We start from the raw sequence: 20,410 nt of genomic DNA on the forward strand, positions 1-20,410 counted from the left end.
TGATAGGCTGGAAGTGGAAGCGCAGTAATGTGTGGAGCTGACCAGTACTAATAGGCCGAGGACTTGACCACAAAGCAACATGCTTGGTCTGTGCAGCGCTCTGTCCCTTCGCCGGGTCCGGAGCAGCGCCAGACCAAGGTCTTGCTCGCGTCCACTACGCAATTCTGAGACAACAAACAGTAGTGTTTGTGTGTTTCATAGAGTTACGGCGGTTATGGCGAAGGGGAAACACCCGGTTACATTCCGAACCCGGAAGTTAAGCTCTTCAGCGCCGATGGTACTGCACCGGGGACGGTGTGGGAGAGTAGGTCACCGCCGGACAATCTTTTGAAGGCCCCCACCGTTGGTGGGGGCCTTCATGCTTTCACGGGTTCTTCCCGCTCATGGCCCGCTCAGGCCCTCACGGCCTTACCCGCGGCTCGCTCACAGCCCGTTCACGGCCTTGCTCGCGACTCGCTCACGGTCTTCTCGCAATCGGGCCTCTCGCGATCTTTTCACGGGGCTTTCTGGAGTTCACCGGCCTTCCCGAAGTCGCACCGGGTTCCGGAAAGACGGCCTCGTAATCGGGAGCCCGGTAACCGGGAACCCCGACAACCGGGAGCGCTGTGAACGAGAATTCCGGACGAACGAGAATCCTGGACGAACGAGAGCCCCGGACGATGAGAGTCCCGGACAACGGAGAAGCCCCGGCCCAGAAGGGCCGGGGCTTCTCCGTTTGATCACCCTCGTCAGGGCGTGATGAAGAGACCGTCGCCCACGGTCCGCTCCGCTCCGTCCGAAGGCCGGTTCACGGCCTTGTGACCGACGACCATCACGCTGGAGCCGCCACCGTCGAAGTTGATGGCCTGCTTGGCTCCCAGCCACCGCATCAGCTGGGCCGCCTCCACCATCGAGGCGCCCACGGCGACGCCCGGGTTGCGCCCGTCGACGGTGGCCAGGATCAGCCCGCCCGACTTGTCGATACCGACCATCGTGCGCGGGTGGCGCCGGAGCATCATGTTGATCGAGGCGTGTCCGTCGGCCGCCGCGGTGATGCGTACCCGCCCGTTCCTGACCAGCCCGACCCCGCCACCCATGACATGTGTCTCCGGGGTGAGCGGTATGGCCCGCTGGGTGCGCAGGTCGATGACCTTGCTGTCCACCTTCATCCAGGTTCCCTGCGCGTGTTCCTGGAGCCAGACGGCCATGAGGCCGGTGCCGTGGAGCAGGTAGGTGCCCCGGGCGACGATGCCGCCGGCCTGGCGAACCTTGATGACCTTGCCCTGGGCGGCGTCGACGACGACCTCGATGCCGCCGTCGGCGGCCGTCTTGCCGCCGAACTCCTCGGTGTAGAGGACGAGCTCTTCGGCTCCGGCGGCTCGGTTGATGCCGTTGACCTCGGTCTTCGTCCCGTCGGAGGAGATCGCGGTGACCGTCGTCTTCAGCTCGGTGATCCGCGCCTTGCGGCCCTGGGTGATGACGAGACCGCTACGGCCGGGCACGGCCTCGCTGAGGAGCCTGCCGCCCACGACGGACACGCCGACCGGGTCGCCCTGCAGCGCCTTGGCCGTGTGGATGTTGAAGAAGCCGCCGTTGACCCCGGCGATGGCACCGGTCAGCTTCGACATCGAGCTGGTGCTCTCGCGCTTGGCCACGCTCTTGCCGACGCTCGTCTTGAAGGACCCCCTGAACACCTTCGGGTTGACCATCAGCACGCGCATGTCCCAGGGGCCGGTGGTCTCGGTGCCGTCGTCGCCGAGATAGTCGGTCTTGGCCCGGACGTCGAACTCCTTGAGCTCCTTCACGACCTTGTCGGCCTTGGCCCGCTGGCCGAACGACCAGAGACCGGTCCGGACCATGTAACGCTCCACGGCGGGCGCGTCCGAGGCGGCGGGCTGCACGACCTTCAGGATCTCGGGAGTGAATCCCGCGGCCTCCACCGCCTGGGCCACCGTCTGTGCGGTGACAAGGGAACCGGCATCATGCCCGTTGGGCATGAGAGCGGAAACTGTCCATCCTTGGGTAGATTTGCCGTGTTTCACCCTGAAAAGGGTAATTCCTGGCGCCACGCTCTGCTGGTTCTTCACCGGGGCCATGCTCACGCCCAGCGGGAACGCGGAGGAGGGAAACCCCGAACTCGCCTGCTCCGCCGCGGCGGGAATCGCCACGGCGGTGAGTGTCAGGGCCGTCAATCCAGCGACAAGGTGTCGCGACATGTGCATCTCTCCCCGTTGGTCTCCGACTTCGTGCACCATCGTGCCGAGATCCATGGGTGCAGGGGAGCGAAACACGCGAAACATCCCAAGAAAGTGTCATTACTCACGCGAGGCCGTGTAGCCGGAGGGGAGCGCCGAAAAGGCCTCGGCCAGGTCAATGGGCCTGGTCAATGGGCTGATAGGCCTGGTCAATAAGGATTAGTCCCTTGATGTTTCGCCACGCGGGCGGGAAAGCGGCGCTACGGTGCGGTAGGCCGCATTTCCTCAGATCAAGCGGCACATCTTTACGAGAGGCAGCCGTCATGGGGCTGAGCGTTCTCATCGTGATCACCGCAAGTGTGTTCCTCGGTGTCATCCTCGGAGCGATCCTGACGCGTCCGCGCCGCTGGGATCTCCACATCTGCGCGGACGATCCCGTCGACCACGTCCACATGGACACCGCGTCCGACAGACACGGTTAACCGGACACCACGGTTAACCGGACACCACGGTTAACCGGACACCATCGATTCAGGCGGGTCCGGTCGCGGGGAAGCCCGGACACCCGCGGGTCGTACGGCGTCGAGGCGCCGTACGACCCGGGTCGCCGATGCGGGTCAGCCCACGCAGTGATACACCTTGCGCAGGGTCTCGTGGACGATCCAGACGGTCTTGGCACCTTCGGCGAGCAGGCAGACCGACCCGGGGACGAGCTCCAGGGTGGCGCCGCCGTCGACCTCCAGCGTGGCGCGACCGGACAGGACCACGAACATCTCGTCACGTTCCACATCGATCACCGTGCCCGGCGTGATCTCCCAGATGCCCCGGCTTTGCTTACCGTCCGGCGAGGACCACAGCTCGATCGACGAGACGCGCGGGGAGCCCGCCAGGATCTGGTGGGGCTCCAGCTCGCCGGGTGACAGCCGTACCTCGTCGGTGGGGACGGAGAACGCCCCGGCGGCGGTGACCATCCGGGACAGATCGGCGGTCTCGGGGACGAAGATCTCGGTCATGGGGGCCTTTCAGGAACGGGGACTGTCTCTTCGGAAGGACTCCAGCGCCAGGAGGGCGACATGGAGGGAGAGACAGGATTCGACATCGTCCAGATCGGTGTCGAGGACGCGCTCCAGCCTACGGAGGCGGTCGTAGAAGGCGGGCCGGGACAGGTGGGCCCGCTGGGCGGCGACGGCCTTGTTACGGCCCGCGTCGAGATAGACCCGCAGGATCCTGGTGAGATCGCCGCCGCGCTGGGCGTCGTGGGCGAGCAGCGGGCCGAGCTCGCGCTCGGCGAAGGTCTGCAGCCGGGCGTCGTCGCGCAGAAGATGGAGCAGGCCCCTCAGGCGGAGGTCGGGCAGCCGGTAGAAGGGGCGGCCGTCGGGCTGCCTGACGGCGACGTCGGCGACCTGCTCGGCCTCCAGGAAACTCCTCCGCACGTCGCGGACCGACTCGACCACGGAGCCGGCGGCGAGGACGAAGGGGGTCGTGAAGGCGACGCGCAGGTGGTCGGAGAGCGTGGTCAGCGCGGACTCGGGCAGGACGCGCGGCGGCAGGGGGAGCAGGACGCCGACCCGGTTCTGGTCCAGCGCGCCGATCAGGGCGGGAAGGCGGGCCTCGCGGCAGGCCGCGGAGGCCGCGTCCGCCAGCTCGCCCAGCTGGGCGAGCTGTTCCTGGCCGTCCGGCATGTTCTCCGACGGCTCGGCCAGGCGGAGCACCACGCTGACGAGCTTGCGGCCGGTGAGCGGCACACCGACCGCGCGGGCGCGCGCCGCGGCCTCCTCGGGGTCGGCGTACGCGTGGGTCAGGATGCCGGTGATGATCGTGCCGTGCGCCTGGCGTTCCAGTGACTCCTGGTGGCGCTCCAGCAGGCGGCCCAGGGCGAGAGTGGTCGCGGCGCGCTCGGCGAGCACGATGTCGCGCGGCCCCGGCTCCGTGTCGCAGAGCAGGATCAGGCGGCCCCAGTCCTGGCCCCGCGCGCCGACCATGGTGACCAGCCAGCCGGAGGCCGCGTCGTAGGCGGTGCGCAGGTCGGGGGCGACCGCGCGGGAGCGGGTCTCCCAGCCCGCCAGCAGCGATCCGGTGTCGCGCCCGGCGGTCTCGCAGGCCAGCACCTGGTGCGCGAGGTTCTCCAGCAGCGCCGGGTAGCCGGACAGCCGGGTGACCTGGCCGAGGACCTCCGCGGGGGAGGCGCCCTCGACCGACAGCTCGGTGAAGACCTCGTGCAGCTGCTCGGAGGCGCGGAGCTCCTCCAGCTGGGCGTCGATGATCCGGGCGTGCACCGACTCGGTGATCTGCACGAACGGTGTCTCCCTGGCCAGGGTGACCAGGGGAAGGCCGTGATCCTCGGCGGCGCGGACCACGGCGCCGGGCAACTCGCCGATGAACTTGCGGCCCAGCTCCACGATCAGCCCCGACGCGCCCACGGAGACCAGCTCGGCGATGTAGTCGGCCAGCTTGCCGGGGTCGTCGGGCAGCGCTATGCCGGTGGTGAGCACGAGCTCGCCGCCGCGCAGCAGGTGCGCGATGTCGGTGACCTCGCCCACGTGCACCCAGCGCACCCGGCTGTCCAGCCGGTCGGCTCCCGCCACGACCCGCGGATTGCCCCGGCGGACGGTGTCCAGAGCGAGGACGTCGGCGACAGTAGGGAGCACCCGCCAAGAATATCCGATCAGCGTGTAAGCGCGAGTGGCATGTACTTTACAGCCTGTTTGCTCCCTGCCCGTTTCCCGGCTGCCTTCTCGCCCGTATGTCCCCGTTTCCCCGTTTCCCGCTCGCTTTTCGCCCGCCTAGGATTACCTCACCTTTTACGGCCGAGGGCGCGAGGGTGGACATGGTTGAGACCGCCGGCACGGTGCGGAGCAGGGCCACGAAGGGCGCTTCAGACGTGGAGGAGCTCGATCTTCGGCAGCTCCTGGCGGGCCTGACCGCGGTGCGCGACGGAGACTTCGGCACGCATCTGCCCGAGGACGGCGACGGGCTGCTGCAGGAGATCGCCACCGTCTTCAACGGGATGGTGGACCAGCTGTCGCTGTTCACCTCCGAGGTGACCCGGGTGGCCCGCGAGGTGGGCACCGAGGGGCAGCTGGGCGGGCAGGCCGAGGTGCCGGGCGTCTCGGGCACCTGGAAGGACCTCACCGACTCGGTGAACGCCATGGCGGGCAACCTCACCGACCAGGTGCGCGACATCGCCCAGGTCGCGACCGCGGTCGCCACCGGCGACCTGTCGCAGAAGATCACCGTGGACGTGCGCGGTGAGATCCTGGAGCTGAAGAACACGCTGAACACGATGGTGGACCAGCTGTCGTCGTTCGCCGACGAGGTGACGCGGGTGGCCCGCGAGGTGGGCACCGAGGGCAGGCTGGGCGGGCAGGCGGAGGTGACCGGCGTCGCCGGCACCTGGCGTGACCTCACCGACTCCGTCAACTTCATGGCGGGCAACCTCACCGACCAGGTGCGCAGCATCGCGCAGGTCACCACGGCGGTGGCGAAAGGCGACCTGTCGCAGAAGATCACCGTGGACGCCCGGGGTGAGATCCTGGAGCTGAAGAACACCATCAACACGATGGTGGACCAGCTGTCGTCGTTCGCCGACGAGGTGACGCGGGTGGCCCGCGAGGTGGGCACCGACGGGAGGCTGGGCGGGCAGGCCGACGTCAAGGGCGTATCGGGCACCTGGCGTGACCTCACCGACTCCGTCAACTACATGGCGGGCAACCTCACCGACCAGGTGCGCAACATCTCGCAGGTGGCCACCGCCGTCGCCCGCGGCGACCTGTCGCAGAAGATCACGGTCTCGGCGCGGGGTGAGATCCTGGAGCTGAAGAACACGCTGAACACGATGGTGGACCAGCTGTCGTCGTTCGCCGACGAGGTGACGCGGGTGGCCCGCGAGGTGGGCACCGACGGCAGGCTGGGCGGGCAGGCCGACGTCAAGGGCGTATCGGGCACCTGGAAGGCGCTGACCGAGTCGGTGAACGTGATGGCCGACAACCTCACCGCCCAGGTGCGCAGCATCGCGCAGGTCACCACGGCGGTGGCCAAGGGCGACCTGTCGCAGAAGATCCGGGTCGACGCCCGCGGCGAGATCATGGAGTTGAAGGAGACCATCAACACGATGGTCGACCAGCTCTCGGCCTTCGCCGACGAGGTGACGCGGGTGGCCCGCGAGGTGGGCACCGAGGGCAACCTCGGCGGCCAGGCCACCGTGCGAGGGGTCTCCGGTACGTGGAAGGACCTCACCGACAACGTCAACTCGATGGCCAACAACCTGACCAGCCAGGTGCGCAGCATCGCGCAGGTCACCACGGCGGTCGCCCGCGGCGACCTGTCGCAGAAGATCACCGTTGAGGCGAAGGGCGAGGTCGCCGCGCTCGCCCAGACCATCAACACCATGGTCGACACGCTGAGCGCGTTCGCCGACGAGGTGACCCGGGTCGCCCGCGAGGTCGGCACCGAGGGCGAGCTGGGCGGCCAGGCCCGCGTGCCCAACGTGGCCGGCACCTGGAAGGACCTCACCGACAACGTCAACTCGATGGCCAACAACCTGACCAACCAGGTGCGCAACATCGCGCAGGTCACCACGGCGGTCGCGCAGGGCGACCTGACCAAGAAGATCGACGTGGACGCCCGGGGCGAGATCCTGGAGCTGAAGACCACCATCAACACGATGGTCGACCAGCTGTCGTCGTTCGCCGCGGAGGTCACCCGGGTGGCCCGCGAGGTCGGCAGCGAGGGGCGGCTGGGCGGGCAGGCCGAGGTCGAGGGCGTGTCCGGCACCTGGAAGCGGCTGACGGAGAACGTCAACGAGCTGGCCGGAAACCTGACCCGCCAGGTGCGCGCGATCGCCGAGGTGACCAGCGCGGTGACCTCGGGCGACCTCACCCGCTCGATCACCGTCGACGCCTCGGGCGAGGTGGCCGAGCTCAAGGACAACATCAACTCCATGGTGAAGTCGCTGCGCGAGACCACCCTGGCCAACCAGGAGCAGGACTGGCTCAAGTCGAACCTGGCCCGCATCTCCGGGCTGATGCAGGGCCACCGCGACCTCGCCGTCGTGGCAGAGCTGGTGATGAACGAGCTGGCCCCGCTGGTCTCCGCCCAGCACGGCACGTTCCTGCTCGCGGAGGAGAAGCCGGACGGCTCGGAGCTGCGGGTGGTCGGCTGCTACGGCCACCGGGAGACCGCCCGCCGCCACTTCTTCGGGGACTCGCTGGTGGGACAGGCCGCCGTGGCCAAGCGGTCCATCCTGGTCGAGGACATCGCCGCCGGATACATCACCGTCTCCTCGAGCCTGGGAGCGGCCGGCCCGGTCAACCTCATCGTGCTGCCGATCATCGTCGAGGACCAGGTCCTCGGGGTGATCGAGCTGGCCAGTCTCAACCGCTTCACCCAGGTGCACCGGGCCTTCCTGGAGCAGCTGGTGGAGACCATCGGCGTCAACGTCAACACGATCGTCGCCAACGCCCGTACCGACTCCCTGCTCACCGAGTCGCAGCGCCTCGCGACCGAGCTCCAGGTCGGGCAGGAGGAGCTGCAGCGCTCCAACGCCGAGCTGGAGGAGAAGGCGGAGCTGCTGGTCCGGCAGAACCACGACATCGAGACGAAGAACAGGGAGATCGAGCAGGCGCGGCAGGAGCTGGAGGACCGGGCCAAGCAGCTCGCGCTGGCCTCCAAGTACAAGAGCGAGTTCCTGGCCAACATGAGCCACGAGCTGCGCACCCCGCTCAACTCGCTGCTCATCCTGGCCCAGCTGCTGGCACAGAACCCGGCCCGCAACCTCACCGCCAAGCAGGTGGAGTACGCCAACGTCATCCACTCGGCGGGCACCGACCTGCTCCAGCTGATCAACGACATCCTCGACCTGTCGAAGATCGAGGCGGGCAAGATGAACATCAGCCTGGAGCCGCTGCCGCTGCGCCAGCTCCTGGACTACGTCGAGGCCACCTTCCGCCCGCTGACCACGGAGAAGGGGCTGCGGTTCGACGTCGTGGTCGCCCCCGACGTGCCCGAGGAACTGCTCATGGACGAGCAGCGGCTCAGGCAGGTGCTGCGGAACCTGCTCTCCAACGCGGTGAAGTTCACCGAGAAGGGCTCGGTGGAGCTCCGCATCGAGCGGGTGGGCACGATGAACCTGCCGGGGGCGTACGGGCAGGAGGCGCTCGCCTTCCAGGTCGTCGACACCGGCATCGGCATCGCCGAGGAGAACCTCTCCCAGATCTTCGACGCCTTCCAGCAGGCCGACGGCACGACCAGCCGCAAGTACGGCGGCACCGGGCTGGGGCTGTCCATCAGCCGCGAGATCGCCGCGCTCTTCAACGGCGAGATCCGGGCGGTCAGCGCCCTGGGCTCCGGCAGCACCTTCAGCCTCTACCTGCCGATCGCCGCCCTCACCCCGGCAGCCGCCCGCGCGCGCACCGGAGGCGACCTCGGCGCCGCGTCCGCCCCGGTCCCGCCGGCGCATCCCGCGCCGGCGGCCGTGCCTCTCGAGAGATTCCCCGGGGCGGAGGGGCGGCGCCTGCTCGTCGTGGAGTCCCGCCCCAACGGGCTGCTCTCGCAGCTGGCCGAGAGCGTCGTGGCCGACCTGCCCGAGACGCACGGTCCCGTCCAGGTGTCGACCGCCAACGACCCGGTCTCCGCCCTGGAGATCCTGGCCGCGGACGACCACCACTGCATCGTGCTCGACCTGGGCATGCGCCAGGACGGGGCGGCCGACTTCCTGCGCATGCTGGACGACGACCCGGCGCTGCGCGGGCTGCCGGTGCTCGCCCACCACACCCGCACGCTCACCCGGCCGCAGGAGAACCTCCTCAAGGGGCGGTCCAACACCCAGCCGCTGGAGCGCCTGCCCAGCCTCGACGAGCTGCGCGAGCGCATCACCCTGCACCTGTCCGCGCCGGAGCCCGGTGACGTGCTGCCCCTGGTGCAGGCCAGCCCCGACGAGCGGCCGCAGCCGGTGGAGGAGGTGGACGCCGTGCTGGTGGACAGGAAGGTCCTGGTCATCGACGACGACGTCCGCAACGTCTTCGCGCTCACCAACATCCTGGAGCTGCACGGCATGCAGGTCCTCTACGCGGAGAACGGCCGCAAGGGCATCGAGATCCTGTCGCGCAACGAGGACATCGACCTGGTCCTGATGGACATCATGATGCCGGAGATGGACGGCTACGCCGCGACCGCCGCCATCCGCAAGATGGCCGACTTCGCGGATCTGCCGATCATCGCGGTGACCGCCAAGGCCATGCAGGGAGACCGGGAGAAGACCCTGTCCGCGGGGGCCAGTGACTACGTCACCAAACCCGTCGACGCCCAGGAGCTGCTCCGCCGCATCCAGCGGTGGCTGGAGATCTAGGGCGAGGGCGGCGTCCCGCGTACCGTCGGCGTCCCCTGGCGCCCGGCGTCCCCCGGGTTCACCCCCGGTGTCCCCCGGGGGCACTGCCGGCCTCGTCCCCGGCGGCGGGGCTGCCCGGCTCCGGGGTGCCCGGCTCCGGGCGGCCCCGCGACGCCGGAGGTGACGCGGCGCGGTTCAGGCGGGCCTCCAGGCCGTCGAGGAGGCAGGTCAGGCCGAAATCGAAGTTGAGCGCCCTCGTGGTGTCGACGTCCATGCACCTGAACTCGGCGTAGCGGGCGGCCAGCTCCGGATGATCGGCGGCGGCCTTCTCCACCATGGGCTGGATGGACTCGTTCAGCTCGTTGGAGGTGAGGCCCGTCCGGTCAAGCATGGACCGCCAGGAGAGTTCGGGCGCGGTGATCCCGAGCACGTAGGCCATGAGCGTCGAGGCGGCGTAGTCCTGGTCGAGGCCGCGGAACCCCGCGTGGTCGAAGGTGGCGACGAGGCCGCTCATCATCCGCATCGCGTTGGGGCCGATGGCGGGGGTCGTCCCGATGAAACTGATGACCCAGGGGTGTCTGAAGAGCGCCTGGCGGATGCCGTACGCGAAGGAGGAGGCGGCGTTGCGCCAGGTGGTCTCCTGGACGTTCAGGACGGTGAACTCGCCGTAGACCTCGTCGAGGACCAGCTCGAGCAGCTCGTCCTTGTTGGCCACGTGCCAGTAGACGCTGGTCGTCCCCGAGCCGAGCCTGGCGCCCAGGCGGCGCATGCTCAGCGCGTCCAGCCCCTCGGCGTCGAGCAGTTCCATCGCCGCGCGCACGATCTGCGCGCGGCTGAGGGTGGGGCTTTTCGCGGTGCGCTGCTCGCGCGTCCAGACGGAGCTGAAGTGCTCTTTCACCGTTCAAGCATAAATCCGCTGGCACGCTGTTCGAGGTTATCGTACAGTGTGCGAGTGGAATCGAACACTGTACGAGTCGAACGCGATCCGAGGCGCTGGTGGATCCTCGGAGTGCTCTGCCTTAGTCTGCTGGTCCTCGTGGTGGACAACACCGTCCTGAACCTGGCGATCCCCGCCCTCATGGTCGACCTGGGGGCCAGCCCGTCGGACATCCAGTGGATCATCGATGCCTACGTCCTGGTCTTCGCCGGGTTGCTGCTCACCTCGGGCAGCCTGTCGGACCGCTACGGCCGCAAGCGCTTCCTGATCATCGGCCTGGTGCTGTTCGGCGGCGCCTCGCTGCTCGCGGTGCTGGTCACCGAGCCCTGGCACCTGATCGGCGCCCGCGCGCTGATGGGCGTCGGCGGCTCCATCCTGATGCCGAGCACCCTGTCGATCCTGATCACCGTCTTCGACGAGGAGGAGCGCCGCAAGGCGATCGCCGCGTGGAGCGCGGTGGCGATGGTCGGCGTGATCGCCGGTCCGACGCTGGGCGGCTTCCTGCTCGAACACTACTGGTGGGGGTCGATCTTCCTGCTCAACGTGCCGGTCGCGGTCGTCGCCGTGATCGCGGCGGCGCTGCTGATGCCCGAGTCGCGTGGCCCGGCGAGAAGGCTCGACCCGGCCGGCGTGGTGCTGTCCACGGCCGGCATGAGCGCCCTGGTCTACGTGGTCATCTCCGCGCCGACCGCGGGCTGGACCTCGGCGGAGTCGCTGGTCGCCGCCGGGGTGGCGGTGGCCGCGCTGACGGCCTTCGTGATCTGGGAGCTGAAATCGGAGCACCCGATGCTCCCGCTCGAACTGTTCCGCAACCGGAACTTCAGCGGGGCGTCGTTCTCGATCGTGCTGATGTCGTTCGGCACGGGCGCGCTGCTGCTGATGCTCACCCAGTACCTGCAGTTCGTGCTGGGCTACGGCCCCATGCAGGCCGGTCTCGCGCTGCTGCCGTACGCCGTGGCCGCCGCGCTGTTCAACGGGGTCGGCGCCGGGCTGGGGCAGAAGGTCAGCAACCGGGTGCTGGTCGCCGTCGGTCTCGCCGTGATGGCCGGCGGTTTCGGGGTGCTCGCCTTCATGACCGCCGACACCGGGTACGGCCTGCTGATCACCGGTCTGATGCTCATGGGGATCGGTGGCGGCCTGGCGGGCCCCGCGGCCTACGCGACGCTGATGGGAGCGGTGCCGCCAGCGCACGCAGGTGTCGGGTCGGCGCTCAACGACACCGTCCAGCAGGTCGGCATGGCGCTGAGCATCGCCGTGCTCGGCAGCGTGCTGGCCGGGGTCTACACCTCGTCGATGCCCGCCGACGCCCCGGCCGCCGCACGCGAGTCGATCGGTGAGGCGCTGCGGCTGGGGGACGCGGGGCTGATCGGGACCGCGCGCGAGGCGTTCGTCTCGGCCATGTCGTTCGGCTCCTGGGTGGGAGTCGGCTTCACCCTCGCCGCCGCCACGCTGGCGTTCCTGGTGCTGCGCTCCGCACCCGCACCCGCGCCCGGGCCCGGGGCCGGGGCCGGTTCGGACACGGACTTGGTGAAAGCGGAGAGCTGAGAGGTTTCCCGGTCCGTCGATCCCGTGCGTTCGCTCACCGGTGGCCGTACCCGCCCTGGCGGGCCGGCCACCGGCGCGTCGCGGCCGTACCCGAGGGCTGTCGATGCCCGGGGTCCGGCCGTGAAGCCCGGACGGCGGGACCTGACAGTGTGATGGGTTAGACGCGAACATCCCGACATGTTGCAGGTATGAGCGGTGGCATCGAGAGGTGATACTCGATGTATGTCGGACCTCCTTGCGCGCCATCGCGCGGTAATGCCCAACTGGCTGGCCCTTTACTACGACGAGCCCATCGAGATCGTCTCGGGCAAGGGAAACCGCGTCGTCGACGCGTCGGGCAAGAGTTACCTCGACTTCTTCGCGGGGATCCTGACCAACATGATCGGGTACGACGTGCCCGAGGTGCGGGAGGCCGTCGAGCGGCAGATCGCCACCGGCGTGGTGCACACCTCCACGGTCTACCTGCTGCGCGGCCAGGTCGAGCTGGCCGAGAAGATCGCCAGGCTCTCCGGCATCCCGGACGCGAAGGTCTTCTTCACCAACTCCGGCACCGAGGCCAACGAGACCGCGCTGCTGCTGGCGACCTACGCGCGCAGGTCCGACCAGGTGCTCGCCATGCGGCAGAGCTACCACGGCCGCTCCTTCGGGGCGGTCAGCGTCACGAGCAACCGCGCGTGGAAGAACAACTCGCTGTCGCCGCTGAACGTGCACTTCCTGCACGGCGCCGACCGGCACCTCGCCCAGTTCCGCGGCCTGTCCGACGACGGCTACATCGCGGCCTGCGTCGACGACCTGCGCCACGTGCTCTCCACGGCCGTCGCCGGCGACGTGGCGGCACTGATCGCCGAGCCGATCCAGGGGGTGGGCGGCTTCACCATGCCCCCCGACGGGCTGTTCGCCGCCTACAAGGAGGTCCTCGACGCCGAGGGCATCCTGTTCGTCTCGGACGAGGTGCAGACCGGCTGGGGGCGCACCGGCTCGGCCTTCTTCGGCATCCAGAACCACGGCGTCACGCCCGACATGATGACCTTCGCCAAGGGGCTGGGCAACGGCTTCGCGGTGGGAGGCGTCGTCGCCCGCGGCGACCTGATGGACAACCTCCACGCGGTCGGGCTGGCCACCTTCGGCGGCAACCCGATCTCCATGGCCGCCGCCAACGCCACCCTGGACTACGTCCTCGACCACGACCTGCAGGCGAACGCCGCCAGGACCGGCGCCCTGATCATCGACGGGCTGCGCGGGGCCGCGCCGCGCCTGCCGGTCGTCGGCGACGTCCGCGGCAAGGGCCTGATGTTCGCCGTCGAGCTGGTCGACCCGGCGACCGGCGAGCCCTCACCGGCCCTCGCCGCCCGGTTCATGGAGGAGACCAGGAAGTCCGGCCTGCTCGCGGGCAAGGGCGGCCTGAAGGGCAACGTGCTCCGGATGGCCCCGCCGCTCACCCTCACCCTCGACGAGGCCGCCGAGGGACTCGGGATCATCGTCAGCGCGCTCGAAACCATCAACGCCGAGGTCGCCTCGTGAAGAACGTCACCCACTGGATCGGCGGCGGCCCCGTAGAGGGCTCCGGCCGCACCTCCGAGATCTTCGACCCCGCGACGGGAGAGGTCTCCGGGCGGGTTCACCTCGCGTCCGTGGACGAGGTCGACGCGGCCGTGGCCGCCGCCGCCGCGGCCTGGCCCGCGTGGCGGGACGCCTCGCTGGTCAAGCGCTCGCAGGTGCTGTTCCGCTTCCGCGAGCTGATGTACGCCAACCGCGACGAGCTCGCCCGCCTCATCTCGGAGGAGCACGGCAAGGTCCACTCCGACGCGCTGGGCGAGGTCGCCAGGGGCCTGGAGGTCGTGGAGTTCGCCTGCGGCATCCCGCACCTGCTCAAGGGCGGCTTCTCCGAGGGCGTCTCCACCCGGGTCGACTCCTACTCGATCCGGCAGCCGCTGGGCGTCGTCGCCGGGATCACCCCGTTCAACTTCCCGGCCATGGTGCCGATGTGGATGTTCCCGATCGCGATCGCCGCGGGCAACGCCTTCGTCCTCAAGCCGTCGGAGAAGGACCCCTCGGCGTCGCTGCTGATGGCCTCGCTCTGGAAGGAGGCCGGGCTGCCCGACGGCGTCTTCGGCGTCGTCCAGGGTGACAAGGTGGCGGTGGACCGGCTGCTGGAGCACCCGGACGTGCGCGCGGTCTCGTTCGTCGGGTCCACGCCCATCGCCAGGTACGTCTACGAGACCGGCACCGCCCACGGCAAGCGGGTCCAGGCGCTCGGCGGCGCCAAGAACCACATGCTGGTCCTGCCCGACGCCGACCTCGACCTCGTCGCCGACGCCGCGGTGTCGGCCGGTTTCGGTTCGGCGGGGGAGCGCTGCATGGCGATCTCCGTGGTGCTGGCCGTGGACCCGGTCGGGGACGAGCTGGTCGACAGGATCGTCTCCCGGGTCTCCGCGCTGACCGTCGGCCCCGGCGACGACCCCTCCTCCCAGATGGGCCCCCTCGTCACCGGGGCCCACCGCGACAAGGTCGTCTCCTACCTCGACCTGGGCGTCTCCGAGGGCGCGAAGCTCGTCGTGGACGGCCGGCTGACCCCCGTCCTGGGCGGCGGCGCCGCCCAGGAGACCCCCGGCTTCTGGCTGGGGCCCACGGTCCTCGACCACGTGCCCGCCGGTTCCCGGGTCCACCGGGAGGAGATCTTCGGCCCGGTTCTGGCGATCGTCCGCGTCTCCTCGTACGAGGAGGGTCTGGAGCTGATCAACGGCGGCGAGTTCGGCAACGGCACCGCGGTCTTCACCAACGACGGCGGCGCGGCCCGGCGCTTCCAGAACGAGGTGGAGGTCGGCATGATCGGCATCAACGTGCCGATCCCGGTGCCGATGGCCTTCTACAGCTTCGGCGGCTGGAAGTCCTCGCTCTTCGGTGACACCCACGTCCACGGCACCGAGGGCGTGCACTTCTACACCCGGGGCAAGGTCGTCACCTCCCGATGGCTCGACCCGAGCCACGGCGGCGTCAACCTCGGCTTCCCGACCAACGGGTAATCTCCGGACCGCGAGCCCGCGCCCCTCCTGCCGGGGCGCGGGCTCGCGTATTCTCCGGCCTTTTTCCGGAATCTCCGGCTCCTCCGGTGCGGCGTGCGGATTCCGCGCGTCCACGGACCCCCGGGGCGGGGGAGGGCCGGTAGGCTCCCGGGCAGATCGGTGGCGACGTCGGGAGGAAACCTCGTGGGCCTCGTGGGCAGGGACAGGCTCCGCCGGGCGCGTCTCGGAGCGCTGCTGGGAGCGGGAGGGCTGGCGCTCGCCGCCTGCGCCCAGGCGGGAGCCGTGAGCGTGGCCGGGCCGGCGCGCGGCCCCTCGCCCTCCGCCACACCCGTGACGCCCGCCGAGACGCCCACCTCCGGGTCCGGCGCGGCCCCCGGCTCGACACCCACACCGGCACCGACCCCCGCACCGACACCGTCGGCGTCCATCGGCAAGGGCGAGGGCACGCTCCAGGTGCTGACCTTCCAGGGGTACGTCGAGTACGGCGGGACCAGCTCGCGGGCCAACTGGCTCGCCCCCTTCGAGCAGGAGACCGGATGCGTCGTCAAGCTCGACCGGGTCCGTACGAGCGAGGAGATGGCCGCCAGATTCGCCGCGGGCTCCTACGACGCCGTCTCGCCCGCCCCCGACCTGGCCGGTGAGCTGGTGGCGCGGGGGAAGGTGGCGCCGCTGGACACGGCGCTGGTCGCGGGCTACAAGCACATCCCCAAGCGCCTGCGCGAGCTGCCCGGCCTGCGCGTGGACGGCAGGGTCTACGGGATCCCCTACCTGTGGGGGGTCAACCAGGTGGTCCACGAGGAGGGCGGGCCCAAGGAACCGTCGGCGCTCTACGGAGCGGCTCCGGCGGCGATCAGGAACAGTCCGCTGAGCATCGCCGACGCCGCGCTCGCCCTCGGCGGGACGCGTCCGGAGCTGGGGATCGAGGATCCGTTCCAGCTCACCCCCGCCCAGCTCGACGCCGCCGTGAAGCTCCTCGCCGAGGACGCCGGTCCCGACCGGGTCTACTGGGACAGCTCCCTGGAGCTGGTGAGAGCCCTGTCGGCGGGGCCGGTGCGGATCGCCCAGGCCCTCCCGTACCACCTGGACCTCTTCCGGCGCGCGGGCCGGCCGATGAAGGCGTCGGAGGCGCCGGTGACCGGGTGGGCCGACGCGTGGATGCTCGCGGCCAGGCCCGCCAGCCCGAACTGCGCCTACCGGTGGCTGAACTGGATGAGTTCGGCGTCGGCGCAGCGCCCCGCCGCGGCCTGGACCGGGCTCGCCCCGGCCAACCCGGAGGCGTGCGGCGGGCACGCCCGCCGGATGTGCGAGATCTACCGCGTGCGTGACAGCCGGTGGCTGCGCGACGTCCGCTTCGCCACCCGCCCGACGCGCGATTGCGGGGGCCGGAGCGGGGAATGCACCGACTACGCCGACTGGGTGGAGCGCTGGAAGCAGCTCGTGAAGTGACCGGTTCCCCTCGGGGCCGAGCCTGACAGATCAGGTTTCGGCGGGGCCGGATTGGAGCCTGACGGGTCCTGGGCCCGTCCCCTTCCTCGCGGGGTCCTTCCTCTGGCATGTCCGAATGTCTCGCGTATGGCCACGCTTTTCGTTGTATTGATCGCTTTCAACGATGGATTCGGTGGGAAAATCATGGCTCGTCTATCGACTGGTCAACCAGTCAGTGGGTAGGCTACCCGCTATGAGAATCCTTCTTGTCGGAGCGGGCGGCGTCGGGTCCGCCGTCGTGCCGATCGCCGCACGCCGAGATTTCTTCGAACACATCGTGGTCGCCGACTCTCAACAGGACCGGGCCGCCGCCGTCGTGGCCAGGATCGCGGATCCGCGCTTCAGCGCCATCGGGCTGGACGCCTCCGACCGGGCCGCGGTCGAGGCCGCCCTCGCCGAGCACCGCTGCGACGTGCTCTTCAACGCGGTGGATCCCCGCTTCACCATGTCCCTGTTCGAGGCGGCGCTCAACGCCGGCGCCCACTACCTCGACATGGCGATGTCGCTGTCGCGGCCCCACCCGCGCAGGCCGTACGAGCTGACCGGGGTGAAGCTCGGCGACGAGCAGTTCGCCCTCGGCGAGACCTGGCGCCGGAAGGGCGGGCTGGCGCTGGTCGGCATGGGCGTGGAGCCGGGGCTGGCCGACGTGTTCGCGCGCTACGCCGCCGAGCACCTGTTCGAGACCATCGAGGAGATCGGCGTCCGTGACGGCTCCAACCTGGTGGTCGACGGCTACGACTTCGCGCCGACGTTCTCCATCTGGACGACCATCGAGGAGTGCCTCAATCCGCCGGTGATCTGGGAGAACGGCGACTGGCACACCACCGAGCCGTTCAGCGAGCCCGAGGTGTTCGACTTCCCCGAGGGGATCGGGCCCGTCGAGTGCGTCAACGTCGAGCACGAGGAGGTGCTCCTCGTGCCCCGCTACATCGACGCCAAGCGGGTGACGTTCAAGTACGGCCTGGGCGAGGAGTTCATCGGGGTGCTGAAGACCCTGCACAAGCTCGGCCTGGACAACGCGAACAAGATCAAGGTGGGCGGCGTCGAGGCCTCGCCGCGCGACATGGTCGCGGCCAGCCTCCCCGACCCGGCCACGCTCGGCGACCGGATGCGGGGCAAGACCTGCGCCGGGACCTGGGTGAAGGGCGTGGGCAAGGACGGCGCGCCGCGCGAGGTCTACCTCTACCACGTGGTCGACAACGAGTGGTCGATGCGGGAGTACGGCTGCCAGGCCGTGGTCTGGCAGACGGCCGTGCACCCGGTGGTCGCCCTGGAGCTGCTGGCCACCGGCGTCTGGTCGGGCAGCGGGGTGCTCGGCCCCGAGGCGTTCGACGCGGTGCCCTTCCTGGAACTGCTCAACGCCTACGGCTCGCCGTGGGGCATGCGCGAGGAGACGGTCAGGACGCTCCTGCCGGCCTGATGCCCGCCTCGTGAGCTTACTTCGTAAAGGCCGCCTAGGGTTCCGGCCCTGCCAGCCGTGCGGCCCTGCCCTCCAGATAGCGCTGCTCGGGGAGGCTGGTGGTGCGGCGCGCGGCCTCCCGGTAGCCCGCGCGGGCGGCCTCGCGGTCACCGGCCGTCTCCAGCAGGTGCGCGCGCACCGCGTGCAGGCGGTGGTGCCCGGCCATCCGGTCGTCGCCCTCCAGGGTCGTGAGCAGGTCGAGCCCGGCCTTCGGGCCCCGCACCATCGCGAGCGCGACGGCGTGGTTGAGCGTGACCATCGGGTTGGGGGCGAGGCGTTCGAGCAGCCGGTACAGCGCGAGGATCTGCGGCCAGTCCGTCTCCTCCGCGCGCACCGCCTCGGCGTGCACCGCGGCGATCGCGGCCTGGAGCTGGTACGGGCCGAGCGGGGCCCGCGCCAGCGCGCCGGTGACGAGCGCCACCCCCTCGGCGATCGACGTCCCGCTCCACAGGCTGCGGTCCTGCTCGGCGAGCGGGATGAGCGCGCCACCGGGGCCGGTGCGTGCCGGCCGCCGGGCGTCGGTGAGCACCATGAGGGCGAGCAGCCCGGTCACCTCGCCGTCGTCCGGCAGCAGCCCGTGAACCGCGCGGGTGAGCCTGATCGCCTCGCCGGTCAGCTCGCGGCGCTGCAGGTCCGGGCCCGAGGTGGCCGTGTAGCCCTCGTTGAAGATCAGATAGAGCACGTGCAGGACCACCCGCAGCCGCTCGGCCCGCTCGGGCTCGGGAGGCGGCGCGAAGGGGATGGCCGTGCTCTTGATCCGCTGCTTGGCCCGGCTGATGCGCTGGGCCATGGTCGTCTCGGGGACGAGGAACGCGTGGGCGATCTGCGCGGTGGTCAGGCCGCCGACGGCCCGCAGGGTGAGCGCGATCTGCGATGCGGGGGTCAGGGCGGGGTGGCAGCACAGGAACAGCAGGGTCAGGGTGTCGTCCTGCCCGCCGGCCGGCTCGGCGTCGGCGGCGGGCGACAGGAGCTCGTCGGCGGGCGCCCGCGCCGCGACCATGTTCTCCCTGCGGCTGCGCGCGTACTCGCTGCGCAGCTCGTCGGTCAGCCTGCGGGACGCGACCGTGATCAGCCAGCCTCGGGGGTTGTCCGGCGGGCCCTGCTCGGGCCACTGCAGGGCGGCGGCCAGCAGCGCCTCCTGCACCGCGTCCTCGCACGCGTCGAAGTGCCCGTAGCGCCGGACGAGCACGCCGAGGACCTGCGGCGCGAGCTCGCGCAGCAGGTCCTCGGCCTCGGCGGAAACGGTCATGCCTCGGTGCCGGCCCCGTCCATGATCGGTCGTACCTCCATCGCGCACAGCCGGGCGTCCGGCCAGCGCGCGGCGATCTCGGCCGCCCGCTCGGGGGTCTCGCAGTCGATCACGCAGTATCCGGCCAGGTGCTCCTTGGCCTCCAGGAACGGCCCGTCCGTGGTCGCGGGGACGCCGTCACGCACCCGCACGGTCCTGGTCTGTGACGGATCGGCCAGCGCCTCCCCGCCGACCCACTCCCCGGAGTCGGCGAGTTCCTTCATGAGGGCGTCGGCCTCGCCCATCAGGCCGTCGAGCTCCTCCTTGGAGAGGGTCTCCCAGATCGCGGTGTTGCTGTAGATCAGCAGCATGTACTTCACGGTCTCGCTCCTCGTGCTCGCGGCACCCGGTGCGGGCGCCTCTCACAGGCATGTCGGAGCGGGGGAGCCGGTCTCGACATCCGTCCGCGCGGGAGGGAGGGTTCTCGCCCCCCAGGGGGTGCGGATACCGTTCCCGGCAGTACGGCGGCTCGATCCCGGGCGTGTGGGCGCGCTCCGCTGCTCCGATGTCTCGATGTGGAGAAACTACCGGAGTGGGCCGCTTCGGATGGACTGCCGGGTGGGACGTCTCAGGCGGGCCGCAGGGCGAGCCGGTTCCCGGTGGATCGCTTGCGGCGGGCCGTCGGGTGAGCCGGTCTCGTGGCCGGCGCGGGGCCGGCGCGGGGCCCGCGGGCCCGCACCGGCGGTACCGGGAGGTTCGGCGTCAGGGAAGGTTCAGAAGTTCGGGAAGGTCAGAAGAAGGCCACGCGCCGGGGGCGGGAACGGGTGTCGTCCTGCTGCGGCAGCAGCGCGTCGGCGCACTCAGGGCAGGCGAAGAGGGCTGTGCCGTCGGGAAGGCGGCCGATCCTGGTCCGCGGGCGGGGCCACTTCTTGTGGCAGGCCACGCAGGCGTCGCCCTCACGCTGGGTGCGGGTCAGCCCTTCCGGATCGAAGGTCATCGTGACGTGTGCCGTTCTGGGCGGCCCCCAGTTCATGCTAAATACCTCCAGCGTGGTGACCCCTTGTTTTCTCCCGTGGCTCGGCCGCGGGGAGGACGTCGACACGTTTCCTGTGTTGATCGCGCACTTTCTTATCGGAACCGTTATAACGCGGTCGCAGCCCGTGATCGCTGTGGCGGATGTCAAGCGGGGGTTAAATCACGACCTACATGCGAGCCGCATAACGGCAAAAGGGACA

At 70.0% G+C, this 20,410-nt stretch carries 14 protein-coding genes and 1 rRNA gene; 8 read left to right on the plus strand and 7 right to left on the minus strand.

The window, feature by feature from the left end:
- Positions 1 to 204: 204 nt before the first annotated feature.
- Positions 205 to 321: ribosomal RNA gene (gene rrf / locus ACTOQ1_RS28285) — 5S ribosomal RNA — on the plus strand.
- A gap of 407 nt (positions 322 to 728) precedes the next feature.
- Here the strand turns inward: rrf and ACTOQ1_RS28290 are convergent.
- Positions 729 to 1,976, minus strand: a complete 1,248-nt coding sequence (locus tag ACTOQ1_RS28290; protein WP_440071016.1) for a phosphodiester glycosidase family protein — start codon at positions 1,974 to 1,976, stop codon at positions 729 to 731.
- A 542-nt stretch (positions 1,977 to 2,518) separates the two neighbouring features.
- Here ACTOQ1_RS28290 and ACTOQ1_RS28295 point away from each other — a divergent pair.
- Entirely contained in the window at positions 2,519 to 2,656 is a 138-nt protein-coding gene (locus ACTOQ1_RS28295) for a hypothetical protein (protein WP_362851263.1), read from the plus strand.
- A gap of 135 nt (positions 2,657 to 2,791) precedes the next feature.
- On the opposite strand, the gene ACTOQ1_RS28300 is transcribed toward ACTOQ1_RS28295, so the two are convergent.
- Positions 2,792 to 3,187, minus strand: a complete 396-nt coding sequence (locus ACTOQ1_RS28300) for a cupin domain-containing protein (RefSeq protein ID WP_440071017.1) — start codon at positions 3,185 to 3,187, stop codon at positions 2,792 to 2,794.
- 9 nt (positions 3,188 to 3,196) lie between these two features.
- Entirely contained in the window at positions 3,197 to 4,822 is a 1,626-nt protein-coding gene (locus ACTOQ1_RS28305) for a PucR family transcriptional regulator (protein WP_440071018.1), read from the minus strand.
- Between the two features lie 179 nt (positions 4,823 to 5,001).
- On the opposite strand from ACTOQ1_RS28305, the gene ACTOQ1_RS28310 reads away from it, so the two are divergent.
- Positions 5,002 to 9,519 carry a HAMP domain-containing protein gene (locus ACTOQ1_RS28310; RefSeq protein WP_440071019.1) on the plus strand — a complete coding sequence of 1,506 codons (4,518 nt, stop codon included), beginning with the start codon at positions 5,002 to 5,004 and terminating at the stop codon, positions 9,517 to 9,519.
- Positions 9,520 to 9,577: 58 nt separating this feature from the next.
- Here the strand turns inward: ACTOQ1_RS28310 and ACTOQ1_RS28315 are convergent, their stop codons facing one another.
- Complete coding sequence (locus tag ACTOQ1_RS28315; protein WP_440071020.1) at positions 9,578 to 10,396, minus strand: TetR/AcrR family transcriptional regulator; 819 nt, start codon at positions 10,394 to 10,396, stop codon at positions 9,578 to 9,580.
- Positions 10,397 to 10,450: 54 nt separating this feature from the next.
- On the opposite strand from ACTOQ1_RS28315, the gene ACTOQ1_RS28320 reads away from it, so the two are divergent.
- From ACTOQ1_RS28320 to ACTOQ1_RS28340, 5 genes are all read left to right on the plus strand, one after another.
- Entirely contained in the window at positions 10,451 to 11,980 is a 1,530-nt protein-coding gene (locus ACTOQ1_RS28320) for an MFS transporter (protein ID WP_440071021.1), read from the plus strand.
- 222 nt (positions 11,981 to 12,202) lie between these two features.
- A complete protein-coding gene (locus ACTOQ1_RS28325) occupies positions 12,203 to 13,501 on the plus strand; it encodes an aspartate aminotransferase family protein (protein ID WP_440071022.1) in 1,299 nt (432 codons plus the stop codon).
- Complete coding sequence (locus tag ACTOQ1_RS28330) at positions 13,498 to 15,003, plus strand: CoA-acylating methylmalonate-semialdehyde dehydrogenase (protein WP_440071023.1); 1,506 nt, start codon at positions 13,498 to 13,500, stop codon at positions 15,001 to 15,003. Before ACTOQ1_RS28325 ends, ACTOQ1_RS28330 begins: the two co-directional genes overlap by 4 nt.
- 183 nt (positions 15,004 to 15,186) lie before the next feature.
- Complete coding sequence (locus tag ACTOQ1_RS28335) at positions 15,187 to 16,449, plus strand: ABC transporter substrate-binding protein (RefSeq protein WP_440071024.1); 1,263 nt, start codon at positions 15,187 to 15,189, stop codon at positions 16,447 to 16,449.
- Between the two features lie 232 nt (positions 16,450 to 16,681).
- Positions 16,682 to 17,908, plus strand: coding sequence for a saccharopine dehydrogenase family protein (locus ACTOQ1_RS28340; RefSeq protein WP_440071025.1), 1,227 nt, complete (start codon positions 16,682 to 16,684; stop codon positions 17,906 to 17,908).
- 34 nt (positions 17,909 to 17,942) lie between these two features.
- Here ACTOQ1_RS28340 and ACTOQ1_RS28345 read toward each other — a convergent pair whose 3' ends face one another.
- The 3 genes from ACTOQ1_RS28345 to ACTOQ1_RS28355 all read right to left on the minus strand — a co-directional run bounded on the left by ACTOQ1_RS28345 (position 17,943) and on the right by ACTOQ1_RS28355 (position 20,208).
- Positions 17,943 to 19,196 carry an RNA polymerase sigma factor gene (locus ACTOQ1_RS28345; RefSeq protein WP_440071026.1) on the minus strand — a complete coding sequence of 418 codons (1,254 nt, stop codon included), beginning with the start codon at positions 19,194 to 19,196 and terminating at the stop codon, positions 17,943 to 17,945.
- Positions 19,193 to 19,546 (minus strand): YciI family protein, encoded by a 354-nt coding sequence (locus tag ACTOQ1_RS28350; RefSeq protein WP_362834476.1) that lies wholly within the window; start codon positions 19,544 to 19,546, stop codon positions 19,193 to 19,195. Before ACTOQ1_RS28350 ends, ACTOQ1_RS28345 begins: the two co-directional genes overlap by 4 nt.
- A gap of 419 nt (positions 19,547 to 19,965) precedes the next feature.
- Entirely contained in the window at positions 19,966 to 20,208 is a 243-nt protein-coding gene (locus tag ACTOQ1_RS28355; RefSeq protein WP_440071027.1) for a hypothetical protein, read from the minus strand.
- Positions 20,209 to 20,410 lie beyond the last annotated feature (202 nt).

The sequence above is a fragment of the Streptosporangium sp. OZ121 genome, assembly GCF_051918885.1.
Lineage (GTDB): Bacteria > Actinomycetota > Actinomycetes > Streptosporangiales > Streptosporangiaceae > Streptosporangium.

Excerpts from the sequence above, each read along its gene's own strand:
- ACTOQ1_RS28290 (WP_440071016.1), bottom strand. The coding sequence starts at position 1,976 with ATGCCCAACGGGCATGATGCCGGTTCCCTTGTCACCGCACAGACGGTG.
- ACTOQ1_RS28300 (WP_440071017.1), bottom strand. The coding sequence starts at position 3,187 with ATGACCGAGATCTTCGTCCCCGAGACCGCCGATCTGTCCCGGATGGTC.
- ACTOQ1_RS28310 (WP_440071019.1), top strand. The coding sequence starts at position 5,002 with ATGGTTGAGACCGCCGGCACGGTGCGGAGCAGGGCCACGAAGGGCGCT.
- ACTOQ1_RS28325 (WP_440071022.1), top strand. The coding sequence starts at position 12,203 with ATGTCGGACCTCCTTGCGCGCCATCGCGCGGTAATGCCCAACTGGCTG.
- ACTOQ1_RS28340 (WP_440071025.1), top strand. The coding sequence starts at position 16,682 with ATGAGAATCCTTCTTGTCGGAGCGGGCGGCGTCGGGTCCGCCGTCGTG.
- ACTOQ1_RS28345 (WP_440071026.1), bottom strand. The coding sequence starts at position 19,196 with ATGACCGTTTCCGCCGAGGCCGAGGACCTGCTGCGCGAGCTCGCGCCG.
- ACTOQ1_RS28350 (WP_362834476.1), bottom strand. The coding sequence starts at position 19,546 with ATGCTGCTGATCTACAGCAACACCGCGATCTGGGAGACCCTCTCCAAG.
- ACTOQ1_RS28355 (WP_440071027.1), bottom strand. The coding sequence starts at position 20,208 with ATGAACTGGGGGCCGCCCAGAACGGCACACGTCACGATGACCTTCGAT.